The organism is Streptomyces sp. NPDC001270 (assembly GCF_042896695.1).
Lineage (GTDB): Bacteria > Actinomycetota > Actinomycetes > Streptomycetales > Streptomycetaceae > Streptomyces.
Map to the genome: position 1 here is coordinate 195,547 of NZ_JBIAXM010000016.1, position 18,835 is coordinate 214,381.

At 68.0% G+C, this 18,835-nt stretch carries 18 protein-coding genes and 3 pseudogenes; 9 read left to right on the forward strand and 12 right to left on the reverse strand.

Features of this window, described 5'->3' with window-relative positions:
- Positions 1-127: 127 nt before the first annotated feature.
- Positions 128-1,168, forward strand: coding sequence for an NADP-dependent oxidoreductase (locus tag ACFY2B_RS26685; protein WP_390765598.1), 1,041 nt, complete (start codon positions 128-130; stop codon positions 1,166-1,168).
- Positions 1,169-1,206: 38 nt separating this feature from the next.
- Entirely contained in the window at positions 1,207-1,614 is a 408-nt protein-coding gene (locus ACFY2B_RS26690; RefSeq protein WP_390765599.1) for a transposase domain-containing protein, read from the forward strand.
- Positions 1,615-1,778: 164 nt separating this feature from the next.
- Here the strand turns inward: ACFY2B_RS26690 and ACFY2B_RS26695 are convergent, their stop codons facing one another.
- From ACFY2B_RS26695 to ACFY2B_RS26710, 4 genes are all read right to left on the reverse strand, one after another.
- Entirely contained in the window at positions 1,779-2,324 is a 546-nt protein-coding gene (locus ACFY2B_RS26695) for a transposase (protein WP_390765600.1), read from the reverse strand.
- Positions 2,325-2,607: 283 nt separating this feature from the next.
- Positions 2,608-3,405, reverse strand: coding sequence for an alpha/beta fold hydrolase (locus tag ACFY2B_RS26700; RefSeq protein WP_390765601.1), 798 nt, complete (start codon positions 3,403-3,405; stop codon positions 2,608-2,610).
- 64 nt (positions 3,406-3,469) lie between these two features.
- Positions 3,470-4,768 (reverse strand): MFS transporter, encoded by a 1,299-nt coding sequence (locus ACFY2B_RS26705; RefSeq protein WP_390765602.1) that lies wholly within the window; start codon positions 4,766-4,768, stop codon positions 3,470-3,472.
- A gap of 38 nt (positions 4,769-4,806) precedes the next feature.
- Positions 4,807-5,865 carry an NADH:flavin oxidoreductase/NADH oxidase gene (locus ACFY2B_RS26710; protein ID WP_390765603.1) on the reverse strand — a complete coding sequence of 353 codons (1,059 nt, stop codon included), beginning with the start codon at positions 5,863-5,865 and terminating at the stop codon, positions 4,807-4,809.
- 222 nt (positions 5,866-6,087) lie between these two features.
- Here ACFY2B_RS26710 and ACFY2B_RS26715 point away from each other — a divergent pair, with 222 nt between their 5' ends.
- On the forward strand, positions 6,088-6,582 hold the full coding sequence (locus ACFY2B_RS26715) for a TetR-like C-terminal domain-containing protein (protein ID WP_390765604.1): 495 nt from the start codon (positions 6,088-6,090) through the stop codon (positions 6,580-6,582).
- A 248-nt stretch (positions 6,583-6,830) separates the two neighbouring features.
- Here ACFY2B_RS26715 and ACFY2B_RS26720 read toward each other — a convergent pair.
- A pseudogene (locus ACFY2B_RS26720) lies at positions 6,831-7,211 on the reverse strand (transposase); the annotation flags it as partial.
- Positions 7,212-7,289: 78 nt separating this feature from the next.
- Between ACFY2B_RS26720 and ACFY2B_RS26725 the strand changes: the two are divergent.
- Positions 7,290-8,005: pseudogene (locus ACFY2B_RS26725) on the forward strand (IS6 family transposase).
- A gap of 135 nt (positions 8,006-8,140) precedes the next feature.
- On the opposite strand, the gene ACFY2B_RS26730 reads toward ACFY2B_RS26725, so the two are convergent.
- The 3 genes from ACFY2B_RS26730 to ACFY2B_RS26740 form a co-directional block, all read right to left on the reverse strand.
- Entirely contained in the window at positions 8,141-8,785 is a 645-nt protein-coding gene (locus ACFY2B_RS26730) for a response regulator (protein ID WP_390765605.1), read from the reverse strand.
- Between the two features lie 4 nt (positions 8,786-8,789).
- Positions 8,790-10,175 (reverse strand): histidine kinase, encoded by a 1,386-nt coding sequence (locus ACFY2B_RS26735; RefSeq protein ID WP_390765606.1) that lies wholly within the window; start codon positions 10,173-10,175, stop codon positions 8,790-8,792.
- Positions 10,176-10,258: 83 nt separating this feature from the next.
- Complete coding sequence (locus tag ACFY2B_RS26740) at positions 10,259-11,494, reverse strand: hypothetical protein (RefSeq protein WP_390765607.1); 1,236 nt, start codon at positions 11,492-11,494, stop codon at positions 10,259-10,261.
- A 232-nt stretch (positions 11,495-11,726) separates the two neighbouring features.
- Here ACFY2B_RS26740 and ACFY2B_RS26745 point away from each other — a divergent pair, with 232 nt between their 5' ends.
- The 3 genes and pseudogenes from ACFY2B_RS26745 to ACFY2B_RS26755 form a co-directional block, all read left to right on the forward strand.
- Positions 11,727-12,038: a transposase gene (locus tag ACFY2B_RS26745; protein ID WP_390765608.1), complete on the forward strand. Its 312-nt coding sequence runs from the start codon at positions 11,727-11,729 to the stop codon at positions 12,036-12,038.
- Positions 12,039-12,126: 88 nt separating this feature from the next.
- A complete protein-coding gene (locus ACFY2B_RS26750) occupies positions 12,127-12,504 on the forward strand; it encodes an IS3 family transposase (protein ID WP_390765609.1) in 378 nt (125 codons plus the stop codon).
- Positions 12,501-12,578, forward strand: a pseudogene (locus ACFY2B_RS26755) (hypothetical protein); the annotation flags it as partial. The gene ACFY2B_RS26750 and the pseudogene ACFY2B_RS26755, both read left to right, overlap by 4 nt.
- A 142-nt stretch (positions 12,579-12,720) precedes the next feature.
- Here the strand turns inward: ACFY2B_RS26755 and ACFY2B_RS26760 are convergent.
- The 3 genes from ACFY2B_RS26760 to ACFY2B_RS26770 form a co-directional block, all read right to left on the reverse strand.
- Positions 12,721-13,287 carry a hypothetical protein gene (locus ACFY2B_RS26760; protein WP_390765636.1) on the reverse strand — a complete coding sequence of 189 codons (567 nt, stop codon included), beginning with the start codon at positions 13,285-13,287 and terminating at the stop codon, positions 12,721-12,723.
- 346 nt (positions 13,288-13,633) lie between these two features.
- Complete coding sequence (locus ACFY2B_RS26765; protein ID WP_390765610.1) at positions 13,634-15,211, reverse strand: ABC transporter substrate-binding protein; 1,578 nt, start codon at positions 15,209-15,211, stop codon at positions 13,634-13,636.
- A gap of 139 nt (positions 15,212-15,350) precedes the next feature.
- The gene (locus tag ACFY2B_RS26770) at positions 15,351-16,082 is read right to left on the reverse strand and encodes a hypothetical protein (protein ID WP_390765611.1); all 732 of its coding nucleotides are present in this window, start codon (positions 16,080-16,082) and stop codon (positions 15,351-15,353) included.
- A 253-nt stretch (positions 16,083-16,335) separates the two neighbouring features.
- Here ACFY2B_RS26770 and ACFY2B_RS26775 point away from each other — a divergent pair, with 253 nt between their 5' ends.
- On the forward strand, positions 16,336-16,719 hold the full coding sequence (locus ACFY2B_RS26775) for a winged helix domain-containing protein (RefSeq protein WP_390765612.1): 384 nt from the start codon (positions 16,336-16,338) through the stop codon (positions 16,717-16,719).
- Positions 16,720-17,055: 336 nt separating this feature from the next.
- Complete coding sequence (locus tag ACFY2B_RS26780) at positions 17,056-17,229, forward strand: hypothetical protein (RefSeq protein WP_390765613.1); 174 nt, start codon at positions 17,056-17,058, stop codon at positions 17,227-17,229.
- A gap of 566 nt (positions 17,230-17,795) precedes the next feature.
- On the opposite strand, the gene ACFY2B_RS26785 is transcribed toward ACFY2B_RS26780, so the two are convergent.
- Positions 17,796-18,815, reverse strand: a complete 1,020-nt coding sequence (locus ACFY2B_RS26785; RefSeq protein ID WP_390765614.1) for a DUF4331 family protein — start codon at positions 18,813-18,815, stop codon at positions 17,796-17,798.
- Positions 18,816-18,835 lie beyond the last annotated feature (20 nt).

Sequence of the window (18,835 nt, forward strand, 5' to 3'; positions counted from 1 at the left end):
GTACACGCCGGGCCGCTTTCGCTGGACGCACGTCGGCGGGTCGTGCGCTGACGACTGGCGATGTGCGCGCACGGCCAAGCGGTGAACGGCCTCCCGACCTACTCTCGGCCGCCGGAAAGGAGATCCCATGACACACCCCGTATCCACCTCACGCCGGTTCGTCCTCGCCCGGCGGCCGCATGGGCAGGTCCGCGAAGAAGACTTCGCGCTCGTGCGGGCCGACGTCGGAGCGGTGCCCGACGGCGGCGTCCTGCTGGAGACCCTCTTCATCTCCCTGGACCCCGCGATCCGCGGCTGGCTCGACGACCGGCCCAGCTACCTGCCGCCGGTCGCCATCGGTGAACCGGTCCGGTCGCTCGGCCTCGCTCGGGTCACCGAGTCGAGGAACCCGGCCTTCCGCGTCGGGGACATCGTCCGCGGATTCACCGGATGGCAGGAACGGCATGTCGTACCGTCGCCCGGAGCGGAATGGGACAGGATCACGCCGAAGCCCGGGGTCCCCCTCGAAACCTGGCTGGGCGCCCTGGGCATGACCGGCCTCACGGCATGGCTCGGCGTGTACGACATTCTGCGGCCGTCGGCGGGCGACACCGTCTTGGTCTCCGCGGCGGGCGGAGCGGTCGGCTCCCTCGCCGCTCAGCTCGCCAAGCGGGCCGGCGCCCGCGTCATCGGCACGGCGGGCGGCGCCGAGAAGTGCGACCTGCTCGCCACTCGCCTGGGTCTGGACGCGGCCGTCGACCGGCGTGCCTACGACTGGCGCGACCACCTGGCCGCGGCGGCGCCCGACGGCATCGACCGTGTCTTCGAGAACGCCGGGGGCCCCGTGTTCGACGCGACCATCGCGCTCCTGAACGACCACGCGCGCATCGCCCTCTGCGGCCTCATCGACGGCTACAACCTGCCCCACCGGCCACCCGGGCCGTCGAACTTCGGGATGCTGCTCACCAAGCGCGTTACGACGCAGGGGTTCATCGTGCTCGACCACATGAACCGCGCCCACGAGGCCGAGGAACATCTTGCCGCCCTGATCCGGGACAAGGAGATCGACCCCCTGCAGACCGTAGTCCCAGGCTTCGAGCACCTCCCGAGGACGTTCGTGCAAACCTTCACACACAGTCGACACCCCGGCAAACTGGTCGTCGACGTGACCCAGCCTCAATACCGGTAACTAGGGGCAATCTGGTCGTCGTTGGTGGTGTGGCCAGAGTGGGTCAACTGAAGTCATCAGCTGAGCGACTGTCGGATCGGGTCGCGGTCGGCGTGCTGACACAGGTGTTTCCTCAGCCGCTGGTGGATGAGGTGCTGGCGGAGACGGGCCGGGTGCAGCAGCGGAACCAGCTGCGGCCGGCCCGGCTGGTGGTCTGCTTCGTGTTGGCGATGTGTCTGTTCTCGGGTCAGAGCTATGACGAGCGGCAGCCCGCGGGACAAGGGCCGCTGAAGGCCAGGGAGATCACGGCTCGGCTGGGCTTGGAGACATCGTCGGCGAAGGTCCAGGGAGTGCGCTCGAAGGCTCGGCGCCTGGCGGAGCACGGGTGGCTCCTCTTGGACGCGTCGGGGGCTTTCAGCGCCGGCCGGCGGCCCGTGGCCGTGCCAGACGCCGGCTCATCCGCGTGACCATCGACCACCGGATCATCGCCTCGTTGGTGGCGGGCAACGTCTCGTAGTCCCGGGCCGGCCGGCGCGCATGCATCAGCCACGCGAACGTGCGCTCGGCACCCAGCGCCTGGGCAGCACCATGAACCCGGTCATGTCGTCGGTGCGTTTGACGATCTCCAAGGTCAGCGCGAGTTCTCCCCTGCCCGGTTGACGAGGGAGCCGGTGTAGCCGCCGTCGGCCCGGACGAGGGTGATGTCACGGTGCAGGCGGCGCGGCCGGGTCAGCAGGCCCGTCGCGGCGTCGCGGTCGCCGATGGTCGTCGCGGCGGTGACCGCGACGACCAGGAGCAGACCGAGCGTGTCGGTCACGATGTGCCGTTTGCGGCCCGGCACCTTCTTCCCGCCGTCGTAGCCGCGTGAGGCGGCCCGCACCGACTGCGCGTCGATGGTCCCGGCCGTGGGCTCGGCCTCACGGCCCTCGCGCTCACGGACCCTCCCGTGCAGCCGGTCGTGGAACTCGGCGATCAGCCCGTGCTCGCGCCGACGGCGGAAGAAGGCGTAGACGCGGCTCCACGCGGGGAAGTCCGCGGGCATCGCCCGCCAGGAGATCCCGCCCGCGACCAGGTAGCGGATCGCGTCCAGCAGTTGGCGGTGGCAGTAGCCCTCGGGCTGCCCGCCCCGGCCCTTCAGCCAGGCGGCACCGGCAGCAACGCCCGGACGACCGCCCACTCCGCGTCCGTCATGTCCGACGGATACCGGCGCACCCGGTCCGGCTGACCGGCCGCGTTGCCGCACACGTGCGCGAGGCAATCACACGATGGTGCGGCTGAGTTGAACTGTACGGGCTCCGACGCGTACAACAACGACACCAGGGCCTCCCGGCATTGCTTGGTGAGATTCGCATCCCCGAGCTACCGAGAGGCCCTGCCTTCATGCGCGCACAACGGGAAGATCACTCCGGCGGGAAACCTGTTCGACCCGCACGTTCCATGATCGGTTGAGATACGGCTTCTTACTTGGATCCCACCACATCTGCCAGGAGTTTTGCCGTGCCTTCGGGCGACTCCACCTGGAAGTGGTGGCTGCCCAGGTCAACAAGGGTGATGTCGAGGCGGTCCCCGTAGCGGTCGATCGCTTCCTGATCTGTCAGTTCTCGTATCGCGAAGACGGTGATCGGCTGCTTCATCTCACGCAGAGCTGCGTCCATGTCCCAGTCCACCAGACCTTCGATGGCATGCAGGCCGGCGGGCTGCCGTACAGCGACCATCTTTTCGAAGTAGGTGGCCTTGAGGGCTTCGTCGGTCCCGGCCGGTGAACCTCCCTCGACCAGGCCCCGCACCGCTCCGGCGAAGTCCTCGCGGAACATGTGCTTCGTCGCCTCGGCCTGTTCCTCGCTCTGCGCCGGGAACAGGCCCAGGTAGTGCAGCGCGTCGAGGGCGACGATGCGCGAGACCGTGTCCGGGAGTTGTCGGCCGGCTTCGACGGCAACTGCCCCGCCGAGGGAGTGCCCGGCCACGACCGCCGTGTCCACCGCTTCGGCTTGCAGCACGGCGGCCACGTCGTGAGCGAATTCTTCGATCGTCCAGACGTTCCGCGTCGATCGCGACTCGCCGTGCTCAGCGAGGTCAACGGCGATGACTCGAACGTTGTCAGGCAGGTGATCAGTGATCGCGTCGAAGTCAGTCCGATTTAGGCCCCATCCATGGATGAGAGCCAGCGTCGTTCCCGAGGCGGGGCCACTGACCGTGTACCTGATGGTCGTGTGGTCTTCCCGCTGAACCTCGAGGTGCTTCTTTGCCTTGGTCGTCATGATCTCTCCTTGTCGAAGGTGGTGAAAAGCTGTGTTGGCCGGCGTGTGGGTGTTGCTAGGCAGCTCAACTGCATGGGGTGATCTCTGCGGTTGTAGCTGAGTGGCGCTCTACGCGTACCTGGTTCAGACGCAGTGCCAGGGCGGAGAAAGTGATCACCACGATGACGAGCGCATAGATCTCCGCTGCCGTCCTCAGTCCGATGTTGGTAACGGCGATTCCTCCGAGTACGGCGGGAACGCTGTTTCCCAGGTAGTTAATGACGTTCGCCAAGGCGAACACTGCGCCGCGCTCATGTGGCTTGGCAACGCGTGCCAAGGTCCCGAAGGTGGCTAGTACTGAGGCGCCGAAGCCGATACCGGAGATGACGGTGCCGACGGCGGCAAGCCAGGCGAGGTCCTGCGCCACCCCGGCGAGCGATATCAGCGTGCCGATCCCGAGCAGTGCGGCCGATGGGGCCAACAATGTTGAAGCCGGCCTGGAGCGGAGCAGGGTTATGGAGACCGCTCCGGTGCCCGCCAGGAGCGTCACGACGACGCCGCCGATCAGGTGGCTGTGCAGCCCCAGCAACTGGGCTGCGACGGATGGGCCGAGGGAGAGGTACATGCCGGCGAGAGCCCAAGCGGCAATTCCCGCAGGTACAAGCGGCACAAGGTCTGCGCGCAGATGGGCGGGCATCGCGACCCGCGGGCGCAAGGAGGCAACGGCACCCGGGCGGCGCGGCGAGGTCTCGGGGGTCCGCGCGACTACCACCGCCGCTGCTGCCATTCCGGCGAGCAGCAGTGCGTAGACCAGCCGGGTCGGTGACGGGGCGAGCTCCACGAGCATGCCACTGCCCAGAGCACCGGCTGCGAGTCCGCTCAGGGGCGCGATGGAGGTGACGACCCCGGCCCGCCCGCGCACAGGCTCGAGGTCGACGAGCATGGCGCTCAGAGTCGTTGTCGCGGCCCCGGTCGCTATGCCCTGCAACACGCGGGCGGCGGACAGGACATACACGTTCCCTGCGACCAGAAAGAGGACTAGCGCGACCACTTCCAGTGCGATCGCGGCAGCAAGGACCGGCCGACGACCGAGATGATCCGACAGCCCTCCTACGGTCAGCAGCGAGGCGAGCAGGCCGAAGACATAGAGAGCGAAGACGACGGTCAGTGCCCACGCTGCGAAATGCCACTGCTCCTGGTAGATCACATAGAGCGGGGACGGCGCGCTGGAAGCAGCCAGAAAGAGGATAAAAACTGTGGCTACGGCTACAAAGGCGCCCTTGCCCGGCCTGCGGTGCGAAGCGCCGACGGATGTGTGCTTGGTCTTCGTACCGTCCGACCTCCCGGCCCTAGGGCCCCCGGCAGCGCGATGTGTGAATGTCATCGGATTTTCCCTGCTCCTTTCCGTCTACGACTCTGCTCTCACAGGGCCCGGTAGTACTGATTCGGCCAGGACGACGGGTCGTCGCGGCGGTGGTAGAGGACGAGGTACGGATCGCGCAGCAGTGCCCTCCCCATCAGCACTGCGTCCGCTTGGCCACTCGCTACGACTTCGCCTGCCAGCGACATATCGGCGATCTGCCCAACAGGAGCGACGGGGAGGCCCGACGCCTTCTTGAGCGTGTCCGCGAACTCGATGTGAACTCCTTCGCGAGCCGGCGGGCGGGCCTGCACGTCCTGCAGCAGCACACCGGAGGTGACATCAAGGAGGTCGATACCGACGACGGCCAGTTCCTTGGCGAAAACTGCCGCCTCGTCAATAGAGATGCCACCTTCGACCCAGTCCGTGGCTGTGATACGGACGAAGACCGGCTTCTCCGCCGGGAACGCCTGTCGAACGGCCCGGGCCACGCGCAGAGGAAAACGCATTCGGTTCTGCAGGGTTCCGCCGTACTCGTCCGTCCGGTGATTCGACAACGGGGAGAGGAACGCGTGGAGGATGTATCCGTGAGACGCCTGAATTTCGACCACCTGGTACCCCGCATGGTGCGCCATCTTGGCCGAGTGGGCGAAGTCCGCGACAATCCGGTCGATGTCAGCGTGGCTCGCTTCCTGCGGAAGGCTCAGGTCACCGAAAGGGACTGCCGACGGCGCGATCGTGTCCCAACCGCCATCACCCACGTGCACAGGGTCGTTCTGGCCCAGCCCGTCCCAGGGAAGCTTGTGCGACCCCTTCCGGCCCGCGGCCTGGAGTTGAATGGCAGGCACTGCACCCTGCTCGGAGAGGAATGAGGTCAGGCGCCGGTGAGCGGCGGCCTGCTCTTCATTCCAGAGCCCGAGGTCGGCAGCGGTGCATCGGTGGGATGGCCCGACGGCTGTGGCCTCGATCATGATCAGCCCTGCTCCGCCGACTGCTCGCGCCCCGTAGTGCACGAGGTGCCAGTCGGTCGGCTTACCGTCCGCAGCGGCAGAATACTGAGCCATCGGAGACATCCACACACGGTTAGCAACCGTGACGTCCCGTAGTTGCAGGGGCCTCATCTCGGGGTTCGCGAATGCTGGACTGGGCACAGTAGGACTCGCTTCCTGAGGCGCAAACCTCGCAGTGATCGTTGCGTTAGCGGCTTGAGCGTAACACAAACGCAGTGATCGCTGCGCCAAAAAAGCAGTGATCAATGCAATACTGGTCACATGCCTGCTACGACATCCCCCCGCCGCACCGAAAGCCGGCCTGGCGGCCGCTCCGCTCGAGTCCGGGCGGCCGTGCATCAGGCCGTCAAGGAGCTACTCGGCGACGAGGTGGGCGAACTGACGATCCCCGTCGTGGCTGCCCGCGCCGGCGTGCACGCCACCACGGTCTATCGCCGCTGGGGCTCCGTCGGCGAACTGCTCGCCGACGTCGCGACGAGCCGCTTCTCCGGCGACATCGTGGTACCGGACACAGGAAGCCTCCGCGGCGACCTGGAGCGGTATGCGTCCGACCTCGCCAAGGACCTCTGCGACCCGGACACCCTCGCTCTGGTACGAGCCACCATCGGCATAGGTGGAGAACAAGGCGCCGCCGCCTGTCGCGGTGAGCGCCAGCGACAGCTCGAAGCCATCCTCGAACGGGAACAGGCGCGAGGCCATCAGCGCCCGACCCTGGAACGGACCACGGATGCCGTGCTGGCCCCTCTCTACTACCGCGCCGTCTTCACTGACGAGCCCCTCACCTCCGAATGGACACGGACTCTCGTGTCGCACCTGCTGCCCGACTGACAACAGCGACACCACTGGCCGCCGTCCCTGCCCCGGAGTTCCCCGGACTCCTCTGGGTTTGTGCTGGTGAGGGGGCTGGCGCAAAAAAGACGGATCTCCGGCGCAGGACACTATGAGGTGGTGATCCACCCGGCCGGGGCCTCGGGAACGGGTCTCGGTGGCCGGACAGACCAAGGCGAAGACAGCCCAGCAGGACGTCAGTCAGTGATCGAGCCACGACCACCGGGAACCTGCATATCACTATCACTGTCGGTGATGGCGGAGATGGTCTGCTTGGACACCTCGGCGCCGTACACCTCGGCGAGATGAGCAGAGATCTCCCCGTGCGCAAGTCCCTTCGCGGACAGTGACAGGACCATCTCGTCCACCCCGGCCAGTCGCCGCTGCCGCTTCTTGACGATCTGCGGCTCGAAGCTGCCGGCGCGGTCACGCGGCACCTTCACCTCGACCGGCCCGACATCGGTCAGCACGGTCTTGGCCCGCGTGCCGTTGCGGCCGTTGCCGCTGTTCTTCCCGGCCGGGTCGTGCTTTCCGCAGCCGACGTGATCGGTGATCTCACCCTCCAGGGCGGACTCCAGTACCCGCTTGGTCAGCATCTGCAACAACCCGCCCTTGCCCGTCAGTCGCAGGGGTGTTGTCAGGTTGAGCGGGGCCCTTCTCCGGTGACATGATCATCCGTCCGGTCGGATCGCCTGGAGGGGCTGCTCGTGGACGCGCCGTCGTACCGGGGTTTCCGCTTCCCGCGGGAGGTCATCGCGCACTGCGCGTGTGGCTGTACCACCGCTTCGCCCTGAGCCTGCGCGACGTCGAGGAGCTGATGCTGGAGCGCGGCATCGAGATCTCCCACGAGACGATCCACCAGTGGACGCGCCGGTTCGGTCCCGTCTACGCCAACGCGCTGCGCCAGTGTCGCCCGAAGCCGGGCGACAAGTGGCACCTGGACGAGGTCTTCGTCAGGATCCAGGGCCGGCAGCGGTACCTGTGGCGGGCCGTGGACCAGGACGGGAACGTCCTCGACATCCTGCTGCAGAATCGCCGCGACGAGGCTGCTGCCAGGCGCTTCCTCCGGAAGCTGATGAAGAAGACCCGGTCGGTGCCCCGGGTGATCGTCACCGACAAGCTCCGCTCCTACGGCGCCGCCCACCGCCACGAGATGCCCTCGGTGGAGCACCGCTCGCACAAGGGCCTCAACAACCGGGCCGAGAACAGCCATCAACCGACCCGTGAGCGTGAACGGGCGATGAAGGGCTTCCGCAGCGTCGCGGGAGCCCAGCGGTTCCTGGCTGCGTTCAGCGGCATCTCACCCCACTTCCGGCTCCGGCGCCATCTCATGACCGCACCCGACTACCGCACCGAAATGATCATCCGCTTCGCCATCTGGGACCAGATCACCGGAACCACAGGCCGACCCGCCGCGGCCTGACCCACTGTCACCATCACGGCCAGGCCCGTCCCGAAACCGCGCGCATCCCCAAGTACTCACTCAACCTGACAACGCCCGTCGTAGTGCTGATCCCGGTCTCGACCTGGGGTGTGCGACTGTGCGGCCTGCCGGGCGTCAGTCGAGCAGCCCCGCCTCCTGCGCCAGCACCGCCGCCTGGACCCGGTTGGTGCAGTCGGTGCGGGTGAGGATGCTGCTGATGTGGGCCTTGACCGTGCCGGAGCTCAGGTGGAGCTGTGCGGCGATCTCGGCGTTGGAGAGGCCAGTGCCCAGGAGCCGGAGGACGTTCCGTTCAGCCGGTGTCAGGTCCGCGATCCGACGTGATGCGACGTCGCTGCCGTGGCCCAGCCTGTTCCGGAAGTCGACGAGTTGGCGGGTGACCTGCGGGGCGAGGACAGGTTCTCCGGCTGCGGCGCGGCGTACGGCGTCGATGAGGCCGCGGGGGCCGGTGTCCTTGAGGAGGTAGCCGTGGGCTCCGGCGCGCAGGGCACTGGTGACGGTCGCTTCCTCGCCGAAGGCCGTCAGCATCACCGCTCGGGTGCGGGGCGAGTGCCGGGCGATCCCGGCGACGGCGGTGATGCCGTCCCCGGGCATGCGGATGTCGAGGAGGGCGACGTCGACGGGGTGGGCCCGGCAGGCTTCGACGGCCTCATGGGCGTTCTCTGCCTCGGCCACGATGCGGACCTCGTCGTCGTTCTCCAGGATCAGGCGGACCCCGGCGCGCAACAGCGCCTCGTTGTCGGCGATCAGGACTCGGATCATCGGCTCAGTGTAGAACCGCCATGATCAGCAGGGCGATGGTGCCGCCGATCGTCGGCAGCAGCACCAGCAGAGCCGCGCAGCCGCCTCCCAGGAGGCGGGGCCAGGTGAGGACCTCCGTGGACAGCGGGGGCCGGGAGCCCGCCCCGCCGGACACCGGCCCGCGCGAAGTGGCGTACACGGGCGGCGCGTCGGGCCGGACGGGTATGCGGGCGGAGAGGACGAAGCCGCCCTCCGGGCGCGGTCCGGCGTGAAGGGCGCCCCCGAGCAGGCTGATCCTCTCCTGGAGGCCGACGAGTCCACTGCGGTTCCCGTCCCCGGGCGAACAGGGCACCGGCGGGGCATCGTTGACGACGGCGACCACTACTGTGTCCCCTTCGTCCTGGAACGTCACACGGACCGGCGCGCCGGACGCGTGCTTGAGCGCGTTGGTGAGTCCTTCGCGGGTCACACGGTGGACGGCCTGCCGGGTGCGGGCGTCCGCGTCCGTCGGCCCGGTCGCGTTCCAGTGCAGTTCGGCGTCGGCCCCCGCGTTCCGGGAATCCGCGACCAGAGCCGAGAGATCTTCTCGGGTCCCCCGCTCACCGCTGTCCTCGCCGGACTGGTGACGGAGGACGCCGAGGATGCCGCGCAGCTCGTCCATGGCCGTTCCGGCGGTGGTGTGCAGAAGTTCGGCCTGGGAGGCCAGCGGGGGCGCCTGCCGTTCGGCGGCGAGCTGGAGGGCTCCGGCGTGCACCGAGATGAGGCCGATGCGGTGGCCGAGCAGATCGTGCATCTCGGCGGCGATGCGCGCCCGTTCCTCCATGCGGGCCGCCTCGTCGATGAGGAAGCGGGTCTGTTCGAGGTAGGCGTTGCGTTCCCGCAGCAGCCCCGTCAGCGGGCGGCGACGCCCCATCACTATGCCGGACAGCGCAGGCAGCAGGATGAACAGCGCAGCCACGCCGGCGCCGGCGACCAGGTATGGCATCGCCGGGAGTCCGCTGAGGGATTGGGCGGCGATCGACATGAGCACGGCGCCGGCACTGCTCGCCCCGATCACTCCCCAGGCGCGCCGTACGGGGGTGATGCGGCGCACGGCGGACCACACGACGCACGGCACCACCACCATCGCCCACACGTTGTTCCCGGCGATCACCGGCACGCAGCCCAGCACCGTGAGGGCCGGGTACATCCGCCGCGCGGGCACGAGCAGTGCCGCCCACACCGCCAGGAGGGCCACCGCTACCGGGTGGGCCGGCGGAATCAGCGGAACCGGCGCCAGCGAGCACAGCAGGACCAGGCCGGCGAGTACGGACTCGGCCACGACCGTCCGCCGGGGCGCGGCGCGCACCGCCTCCCGGATCGCGGCGGCCTCGCGGCGCGCCCGTCTGCACGGTCGCACTGCCGGACTCATGTTTCCTCCCTCTGGACGCCGTTCTCAACGGCTGTTCTCGTCGTACGCGTTGGCGGACCACTGCGGATGCAGGTGCGGATGCGTCAGGACGCCTGTGCCGCTCCGCCCGGGACCCGGAGCTCCGGCTCCGCCCGCAGCCCGGCGACGTCCGCCCCGCTCTCGGTCAGCACACGCTCGATCTCCGCCGCGGACTCCGCGTCCGTCCCCTTGTCCAGCAGCGCGGCCAGCAGGTGGGTCGTGCCGACCGTGGGCGAGCCCTGAGCGGAGGCGGTGAACTGGGTGACGTGCAGGAGCCGCTGTTCGAAGTCGGCGTGGCCGCGGACCTCCCGGGGCTCCTCCTGCGTGACCCCGGTGGCGGGAAGCAGCACCCGGGTGACAGCGTCCTGCCGTACGCCGTGCCGGCGCAGGAGTGCGGCCCCCTGGTTCGCTCCCGTCAGCTTCTCGGGCAGCTCACGCCCCGCGACGGTCAACGACCGGTCCAGCGCCAGGATACCCAGCAGCACATCGACGGGTTCCACCTCCGGCGCCCCGCGCCGCACCGCCCCTCGTGGTGCCTCCGTGCGCACCGCACCCACGACTGCGGAACCGAACCCGGCGCCGCCCCCGAGTATCCAGGCGGTGAACTTCCGGGTCAGCGGATTACCGCTCTTCCCGAACGTCCCCGCCTTGCGCAGGATCAACACCGAGCCGGGCTCCGGTACTTCGTCGCTCCCCCGCAACGCTTCGAGCGCCATCGAGGCAGCCGGGACGTCCACCTTCTCCAGCACCATGGCCTCGCGGGCACGCGTACCGGGCAGCCCGACCAGTGCGCGCGCCACATGCCGGACGCGCACGGAAACGGTGCCCTCCTCCCGTGCGGCCTCCAGGGCCTTGCGCAGACAGGTCCGCAACGCACCGGTCACCGGCGGGAGTTCAAGGCTTTCCTGCCCCTGCCCCTGCCCCTGTTCCTCCTTCTGCTTCCGATTCTTCCAACGCAGCCTCTTGGCCTCCTCCAGCCGGACCTCCCGCAAGAAGGCGTCGATCTCCTGCTCGTCGTCCGGGCTTCCCGCCGTGCCGTCACCCGCGTCCTCACTGGCCCACACAGATGTCCCCCGGCACCCGATCGAACCGGCGAGCGAGCCGGAGGCCCTCATCCCGGGTGCGATCGCGGAACCCGCGGCCGAATCACCCGACACGAGCGCATACAGCACGCTTTCCGTACCGACGTCCTCGCGCTCTTGCTTGTCCACCGCGCGCATCGCCTCCAGCAAGAGCTTGACGACGTCCCTCTCGAACTCGGTGGTCACGCCGGCGTCGCGGTCGGACGTTCGCTGATCCATCGGGCTGTCTTCCTCTCCGTGGTGTTACCTGCTGAGAAGGAACGCTAGCCCGCGTTCTCCGGCTCGCCGTCGGCCGACCGGCCATGCTTCCGGTCCGATCGGCCAGGTTCTTCCGTCCGGGCGGACGACGGCCCTGCGGGCCCAACGCGGCACCTCTCACTGAGCTGTACTGAGATTTGTGGAGTTCCTGATGCCAGGGCTACGGTCCTGGCGAAGGAGACCCACCAGCACCATGGCAGCACCCCGCAAATACCCCGACGAGCTCCGCGAGCGCGCGACCCGTGAGGTCCGCGCCACCGGCCGCCCCATCGCGCACGTCGCGAAGGACCTGGGCATCCGCAAGGAGGCCCTGCGTGGCTGGGTCCGCCAGGCCGGGGCCGGCCGCGGCGAGCGTGACGACCGGCTGACCACCGCCGAGCAGGACGGGCTCAGACAACTCCGCCAAGAGGTAGCGGAGTTGAGGCGGGCGAACGAGATCCTCAAAGCCGCCTCGGTGTTTTTCGCCCAGGAGATCGGCCGTCCCCGGACGAGGCCGAGCAGGTGATCGACCACCTGCGCGACATGGGCCTCGGGGTCGGTCTCCCCCAGAGGGGGCACCCCCAGTCTGCCGGTTTCTGGACCTGTCGCCGTCGATGTACTTCGCCCGCAAGAGGCGGCCGAAGTCGGCCCGCCGGCTCCGTGATGAGGTACTGATGCCGCTGATCGAGGAGGCTCACGTCACCTCGGGCGGCACGTATGGGGCCCGTCGGATCACCCGCGCGCTTCGGTGCAAGGGCCACGAGGTGGCCCGCTGCACCGTCGAGCGCCTGATGGCCGGGCTGGGCCACGTCATCCGTGGCCGGCGGCGGCGCGCCACGGTTCCCGAACCGTCGGCGCCCCGTCCGCCAGACCTGGTCGACCGTGACTTCGCCGCGAGCCGGCCCGACCAACTGCGGGTCGCCGACATGACGTATGTCCGTACCTGGTCCGGCTGGGCATGGCGTTCGTCCTGGACGTGTACTCCCGGATGACCGTCGGCTGGCAGGTCGCGAACCACATGCGGACCGAACTCCCGCTGGACGCACTGGAGACGGCACTGTGGAGACGGAGGATCAAGAAGGACTCCGGCCTCATTCACCACAGCGACCGCGGGTCGCAATACGTATGGGGTTGTCTCGTTGTTCCCCAGGTCCTCGGCGACCTCGGCGATCGTCTTCCCGGTCTCCGTGGCGGTCCGTACGGCCCCCTCACGGAACTCCGGATGGAACGTCCGTCGCTTCTCCGCCATGACTCCCAACTTCGCCTGCGGGCAGGGTCTTCACGCTACGAGGGGAGGGACAGCCGGGCCACCAGGCAACGAGGTGGTGGATGAGGAAAGCCGGCAGGGCACCGAGCGAGGCAAGGATCTCGCCACCCGGACCTTGCACGTACCAGGCGAGGTGCGCTGCCAGCACGGTGACGTCGGCGGGCAGATCGACGGGCCCGATCAGTCGCGCCACATTGGTCTGCTCGGACTCCTTGGCACAGCGCAGATAGGGGCGGTAGACACCGATCTTGTGATTCAGGAAGTGGTCCGCGTCGGTGAACCCTTCCACGCCGTCGTGGATGACCGCCTCAGGGATCTCCAGGATTTGGGTGAGCGCCCTGAAGGTGTCGCGCAATGGCGTGGAGTGGGCGTTCGTCAGATGGTAGACGCTGGTTGCCGTGTCGGTGAGCGTGACCTGGACGGCGGCCCGAGCAGCCGCGTCGACGGGGATGTAGTTGGTGCTGCCGTCGCCGCCGTCCCAGCTATAGGCGAGCGGACCCCGCCTCAACTCCCGCTCCAGTCGCTCCCGCTGGCCGGGACTCAGCCGTTGCGCCGAGGCAGCCCACTTCGACCGCAGGGCGTCCGTACCGCCCTCCTCCCCCTCCCGCCGTCAATGCCGCACCGATCCCGACGTCACCCGAAACTCCCTCGCGACGGCCCCGGTCTTCTCACCCCGAGCGAACCGCCCGGCCGCCTCAAGACGAACCCGCTCCCGCTTTTCCTGCTCCCTGGGCGTCAGCCCGCCCCCATGCGCGTATCGCATGACGGCGTCGTACCGCAACGATCAAGAACCGTCACGAGCCACCGGACTCCACGAGTTCAACCTGAGTAAAGTTCAACATGCCTGATGCGGTTCACTTGCTGAGTTCCCAGAAGCGGAACACGGTGGAGGGGTCCAGGCAATACTCGATGCCGTGAACATTGTCGCGGAGGACCGCGTACTGCTTGCCCTGCCAGACGGGCAGTACGGGGACCTGCTCGGCAACCAGGTTCTGAATTTTGCCGAATTCCTGGACGGTGGCCGTGCGGTCGCTCTGTGCGGCGGTGGCCGGAAGCAGTTCGTCGTTGATGGCGTGGTTGGAGTAGTTGTTGCTCAGGACGTTGCCGTCGCCGAAGAGGGGGGCTGTGAAGTTGTCGGCATCGGGGTAGTCGGGCACCCAGCCCTTGACGTAGACGCCGTATTTCCCGTCGGCTATGTCCTTCTCGTACCGGGAGAACGAAACGGACCGGACATCGGCTTGGAAGAGTCCGCTTGCGTTGAGCTGGGCGGCGATCGCCTTGAGTTCCTGGTCGGTGGCCGGGCCGTAGCGGGTCGGGGTCGACCAGAGCGTCAGTTTGACCTTGTCCCGGATGCCGTCGGCACTGAGCGCTGCAGCGGCCTTGGCCTTGGACGGGCTGGTCCCGTAAGTGTCGGCGAAGGCGGTGTTGTGACCAACGATTCCGGCCGGGATGATCGAGTAAAGGGGGATCGCGGTGTCCTGGTAGATTTGATTGATGAGGGCCTCCCGGTTCAGCAGGTAGGCGATCGCCTTGCGTACGCCGAGTTTTCCGGCAACCGGATCATCCATGTTGAAGACCAGGTGCTGAACCTCGGCGCTGCTGCCCTCGACGACGTCGATGCCCTGCATCTGGCCGTGCTGCTGGATGTCGGCGATGTCGTGAACGCTCAGGCCTCGGTAGGCGATGTCGACCCCGCCGTCGGTCACGGCCTGCTTCAGCGCGCTCCGGTTGCCGTGGAAGAATTTCAGTGTGACACCGGAGTTCCTGACCTTGGCGGTTCCCTTGTAGTTCTCGTTGACCGAGAACACGGCCTCGTCCTTGCCGAAGGAATCGAGCTTGTAAGGCCCGGAGCCGACCGCCCTGTCGTCCTTGCGCAGCTGGTTCCCGTTGTACTGGTGACGGTCCACGATGGATCCGGCGCCGGAGGCCAGCTTGCTCGGGAAGGTCGCGTCGGGGGTCTTGAGATGGAAGACCACGGTCTTGTCGTTCGGCGTCTGGACTGTACCGAGAGTGGAGAACATCACCGCCGGGCCGGCCGCGTCATCGATCGCAAGCAGCCGGTCGAAGGAGAATTTGACGTCTTCCGCGGTGAGCTGATCGCCATTGCTGAACTTCAAGTCGTCTTTGAGAGTGCACTGGTAGACGGTGGTCCGCGAGTCCATGAAGGAACACTCCTTGGCCGCCTCCGGCTCCGGGACGGTCGCACCGTTGGGAAAGCTGAGCAGCGACTGGAACACATTGTTGAACAACAACCACGAGCCCGGGTCATATCCGGAAGCCGGGTCGGTGGCCAGGACGTCGTCGGACATGCCGACGACCAAGTGCGGGCCTCCGTTCATCCATCCGCCGAGACCGGATCCACAACCGGTCAACGCGACGGTGGCGATTCCCGTCAGCACCGGCAGCAGCCTCAACTGGCTACGCTTGTTCACTGCGCATTACTCACTTTCGGTTTTGGCTGTAGGAGGGGAACTATCCAGGGGCGAATTAGTCGGCTCGTGCGGGTGCCAGGCTTTCGGCGGGAGCGTCACCGGGTTTAGGTCGTCCGTGGTGGGGATGTTCTTGCCGTCATCACAGGTTTTCCGGTACGTCCACGTCCTCGTAGACGACCGGGTTCAACCCGTCCCCGGAGCCGCCGGACAGCGCCTCCGCGAACCCTGGGTGCGCATCGGGGGATCCGGGCTGCGCAGGGTACACACCGTCATCCTGGCCCAGGGGGATGTGGTCCTGTCCACGGCATCCCGGTGCCGGGTGGCAGACCGCTGCCGGCCTGGCACGAGCCCGGCCCGCCGCCGTGGCTCCCTCATGCCCGTCGGTCGCGAACGGGTCCCCGGCGGCACCCGCGGCACCGGCGGCGAGCCGCGCCGGCCAGGCGGGCACTTCTGCCACGGGCGGCGAAGAGGCAGGGGCGGCAATCTGAGGCCGATACCTGGGCGGCAGAGCCGGCACGGCAGAAGAACCCGCCCTCTTCAAAGCGTTCTCCCGCGTTACGCCCGGGTCGATGTGGAAACCGCCGCTCTCCCTCTGCAGCCAGGGAATCTCCGCATCCCGCAGTACCTTCTCCTCCGCAGTACTGTTCCGGTACTTGGGCTTGGGGAGATGGTGCATCCGCCGCCGGGCCTTCGCCTCCGGCTCAGGCGCGTCTCTCCTCGTCAGTGATGGCAGTACGCTGGTCGGGACCAGGGGGAGTGAGCCGTCCTGCGGGAAGTACAGGGCCTGGATCCAGGCCGCGGACTGGTCGCGGTCGCCGGTACCAGTGAGCTGATCCAAGAAGTCCTCCATCACGTAAACCCGAACCGGCACCAAGTCTCTTCAAGACGGCCACCAGAGCGGGCGGCGCCCCGGCAAGGGGCAGCGGCCACAGAACTGCCCCGGCCTCCCTCAGCCTTCGTCACCACCCCCCGGCACTCCCTCCGAGGACTCAGCCGAAGAAGCACAGCCTCTTTCCTGCACACACAACGCGCCACATGATCCAACGGTTCACTTCAAAGCCACCGGCTGATGTCCGAGCCGGGCCGGTCCCGGAACACAGAGATACGGGACCTGCTCCCGAGTGGTGGACAGGTCTCCCCAACGTCGTGAGCTGCACGACCCCGAGCTGCTCGCCCGCTACCGGACGGCGACGGACGCCGTCGGCCGAATGGTGCCGAGCCTGCCGTTCATCGACGCCGTCCCGGTCGACGGCGGCCTGCGGGCGCGGCTGACCACCGCCCGCGCCGCGCTGGACGTCGGCGAGGACATGGTGACGCTGTCCGCCGCCAGCACCGCGTACGAGTTTGCGCGCGAGGCGGAGGCGGTGCTCCGACCGCCGGTTGCCGGCCGCACCATGGACCTGGCCGCGCTCGCCGACACAGCCAGCCTCGCTCTGGAGGACGTCGTCGGGCTGGTTCTTCAGGAACTCGTTGCCGGGCAGGCCGCCGTGGTGGGGAGCCTGCTGTGACAGCACAGCTCGTGCTGGGCACCTACCGGTGCCGGGCGATCCCGGAGGCGGCTGCCCGCGCGGCCGCCTCCGGCGCACAATGGATCGACACCGCCCCCAACTACGCCACCGGCCGCGCCCAGACCCTGCTCACCCCGGCCTTGGCCGCTCACCTGTCCTTGCGGATCTCCGCGAAGGCCGGTTACTTCACCGCGGCCACCGGCGCCGACCCCGTGAACGCCGGTGTCCTCACTGAGGACCAGGCCGTCACCGGCACAGCCTCACTCCGGAGTACGTGCGCCGGCAGATCCACCGCAATCGCATACAACGCTTGCGGGGGCGCTGGAGAAGACGGCAGTGGCCGCCACCGACCGCGTCGCCGTACGGCCGCAGTACATGGACCGGGCCATCCCCGAGTTCCTGGGCATCCCAGCCCCCGCCGTGACCTCCTGGACCACCGCCCACGGCGACCTGCACTGGGCGAACCTCACCGAACCCCTGCGCATCCTGGACTGGGAAGGCTGGGGCTAGGCTTTCGACGCCACCGCGCTCTACGCTTACACGCTCCTCCAGCCGGACACCGCCGCCCGCGTCCGCAACGCCTTCCCCATCCTGGGCAGTCCAGCCGGCCTCGCCGCCGAAGCGACCGTATGCACCCAACTGCTCCAGACCGTGAGCCGCGGCGACAACCTCATTCTCACCGATCCGCTCCGGAACTGGTCCGAGGAACTGCGCCGCCGCTGATCTGCCAGTTTTAGCAAACTCTGCGCGTATCCGGTGCCTGGGCTCCTCGACGCTGCCTTGGTCGGGCTGGGCGTACGGGTCCTCGATGTGGGGACAGGCACGGGCGCCGCCGCAGTCGCATGTGAGCGGGGAGCGAAGGTGACGGCGGTGTGTCCCTGTGCGGTCGGCTCGGGACGCGGTGACGACGTTGCCGTCGTTCCGTTTCCCCGAGCCGCCGACCCGAACCGGACGTGCGCGTTTCCACGCATCCGGCTCTCCACACGTGTCCTGCCCTATGGTCAGCTGGTACCGGCTGCCGTGTCGATGGTCCACGGAGTCGGGATCCGTGCTCCGCGGTAGCGATTGTCAGGGCCTCAGGGGGTGGTTGCCGGGTGCGGGTCGCCCAGGTACGGGAACCGGTCCAGGGTGTCGGTGTGCGGGGTCAGACCGGTGGGGGGAGCCTCGTTCTTGGTGAGGAACGCGACGCGGATGTCGATGACGTCTTCGGTGAATGTCCGGCCATTGGGGTACGCGGCAGGCTTGGAGGGGTCGAAGCGCAGGACGTCCGGCAGGAGGCCGTGCTCGTCGAGCGCTGTGATCGCCTCTTCGCGCGTGTAGCTGCCGGTGTGGCCCAGCAGGTGGACGAACTGGTCAGTCCACCTGGCCCGGTCGTTGACCGGCTCGCTGGCGTTGTACTCCTCCTTTGTGTCATCGGTGTTGAAGAAGCTGCTCATCGATGGGTGCCCGGCCCGGTCCGCGTGGATGAGTTCGCCGTCGCGCAGGACGCTGCACCGGCCCCAGATGTGGAGCTCGGGCCTGGGGGCCAGCTCCGCGGTCGGCAGTTCGATGGCCATGGAGAAGACGTTGGCCGTGGTGTTGGAATCGACCCCGGTCCACGGGGACTTTCCGCCCAGATGCGGTGCGGTGAAATTCCGTTTGCCGCTGGTGTCGAACAGGTTCTTGATGCCGTCGAAGTCGAAGAAGAAGGCATCACTGCGGCTGCCGGCCGCCACCTTGCAGTCGCCGCTGCCGACCACGTTGGCCTGCGGGCCGAAGGAGACGGATGCGTCCGACACGATCTTGGTGCCGACTGCCCCGGGCGTGCGGGAATCCGCACCGGTTGCCTTGAAGACGCTGTAGGTCTGCGAGCCGTCGGCTTCCGGCGGGCTGAAGACCCAGCTGAAGGCGATGTCGGTCAGGTAGTCGCCGTCGTTGTCGATGTTGAGCCAGTATACGGCGTCGGGGTGGAGGGCATCGGCGTTCGGGTTGGCGTTGAGGATGAGGACGGTCCTGCTCGGATCACCAGGGGCCTGGAAGGCGTAAAGATCGCAGAGATCAAGGCGCTGGTCGCCGAGCGGCGGTCCAAGGCTGAGGCCGGTGAAATGGTTGGACATGTCGGGCGACTCTTCTGCTC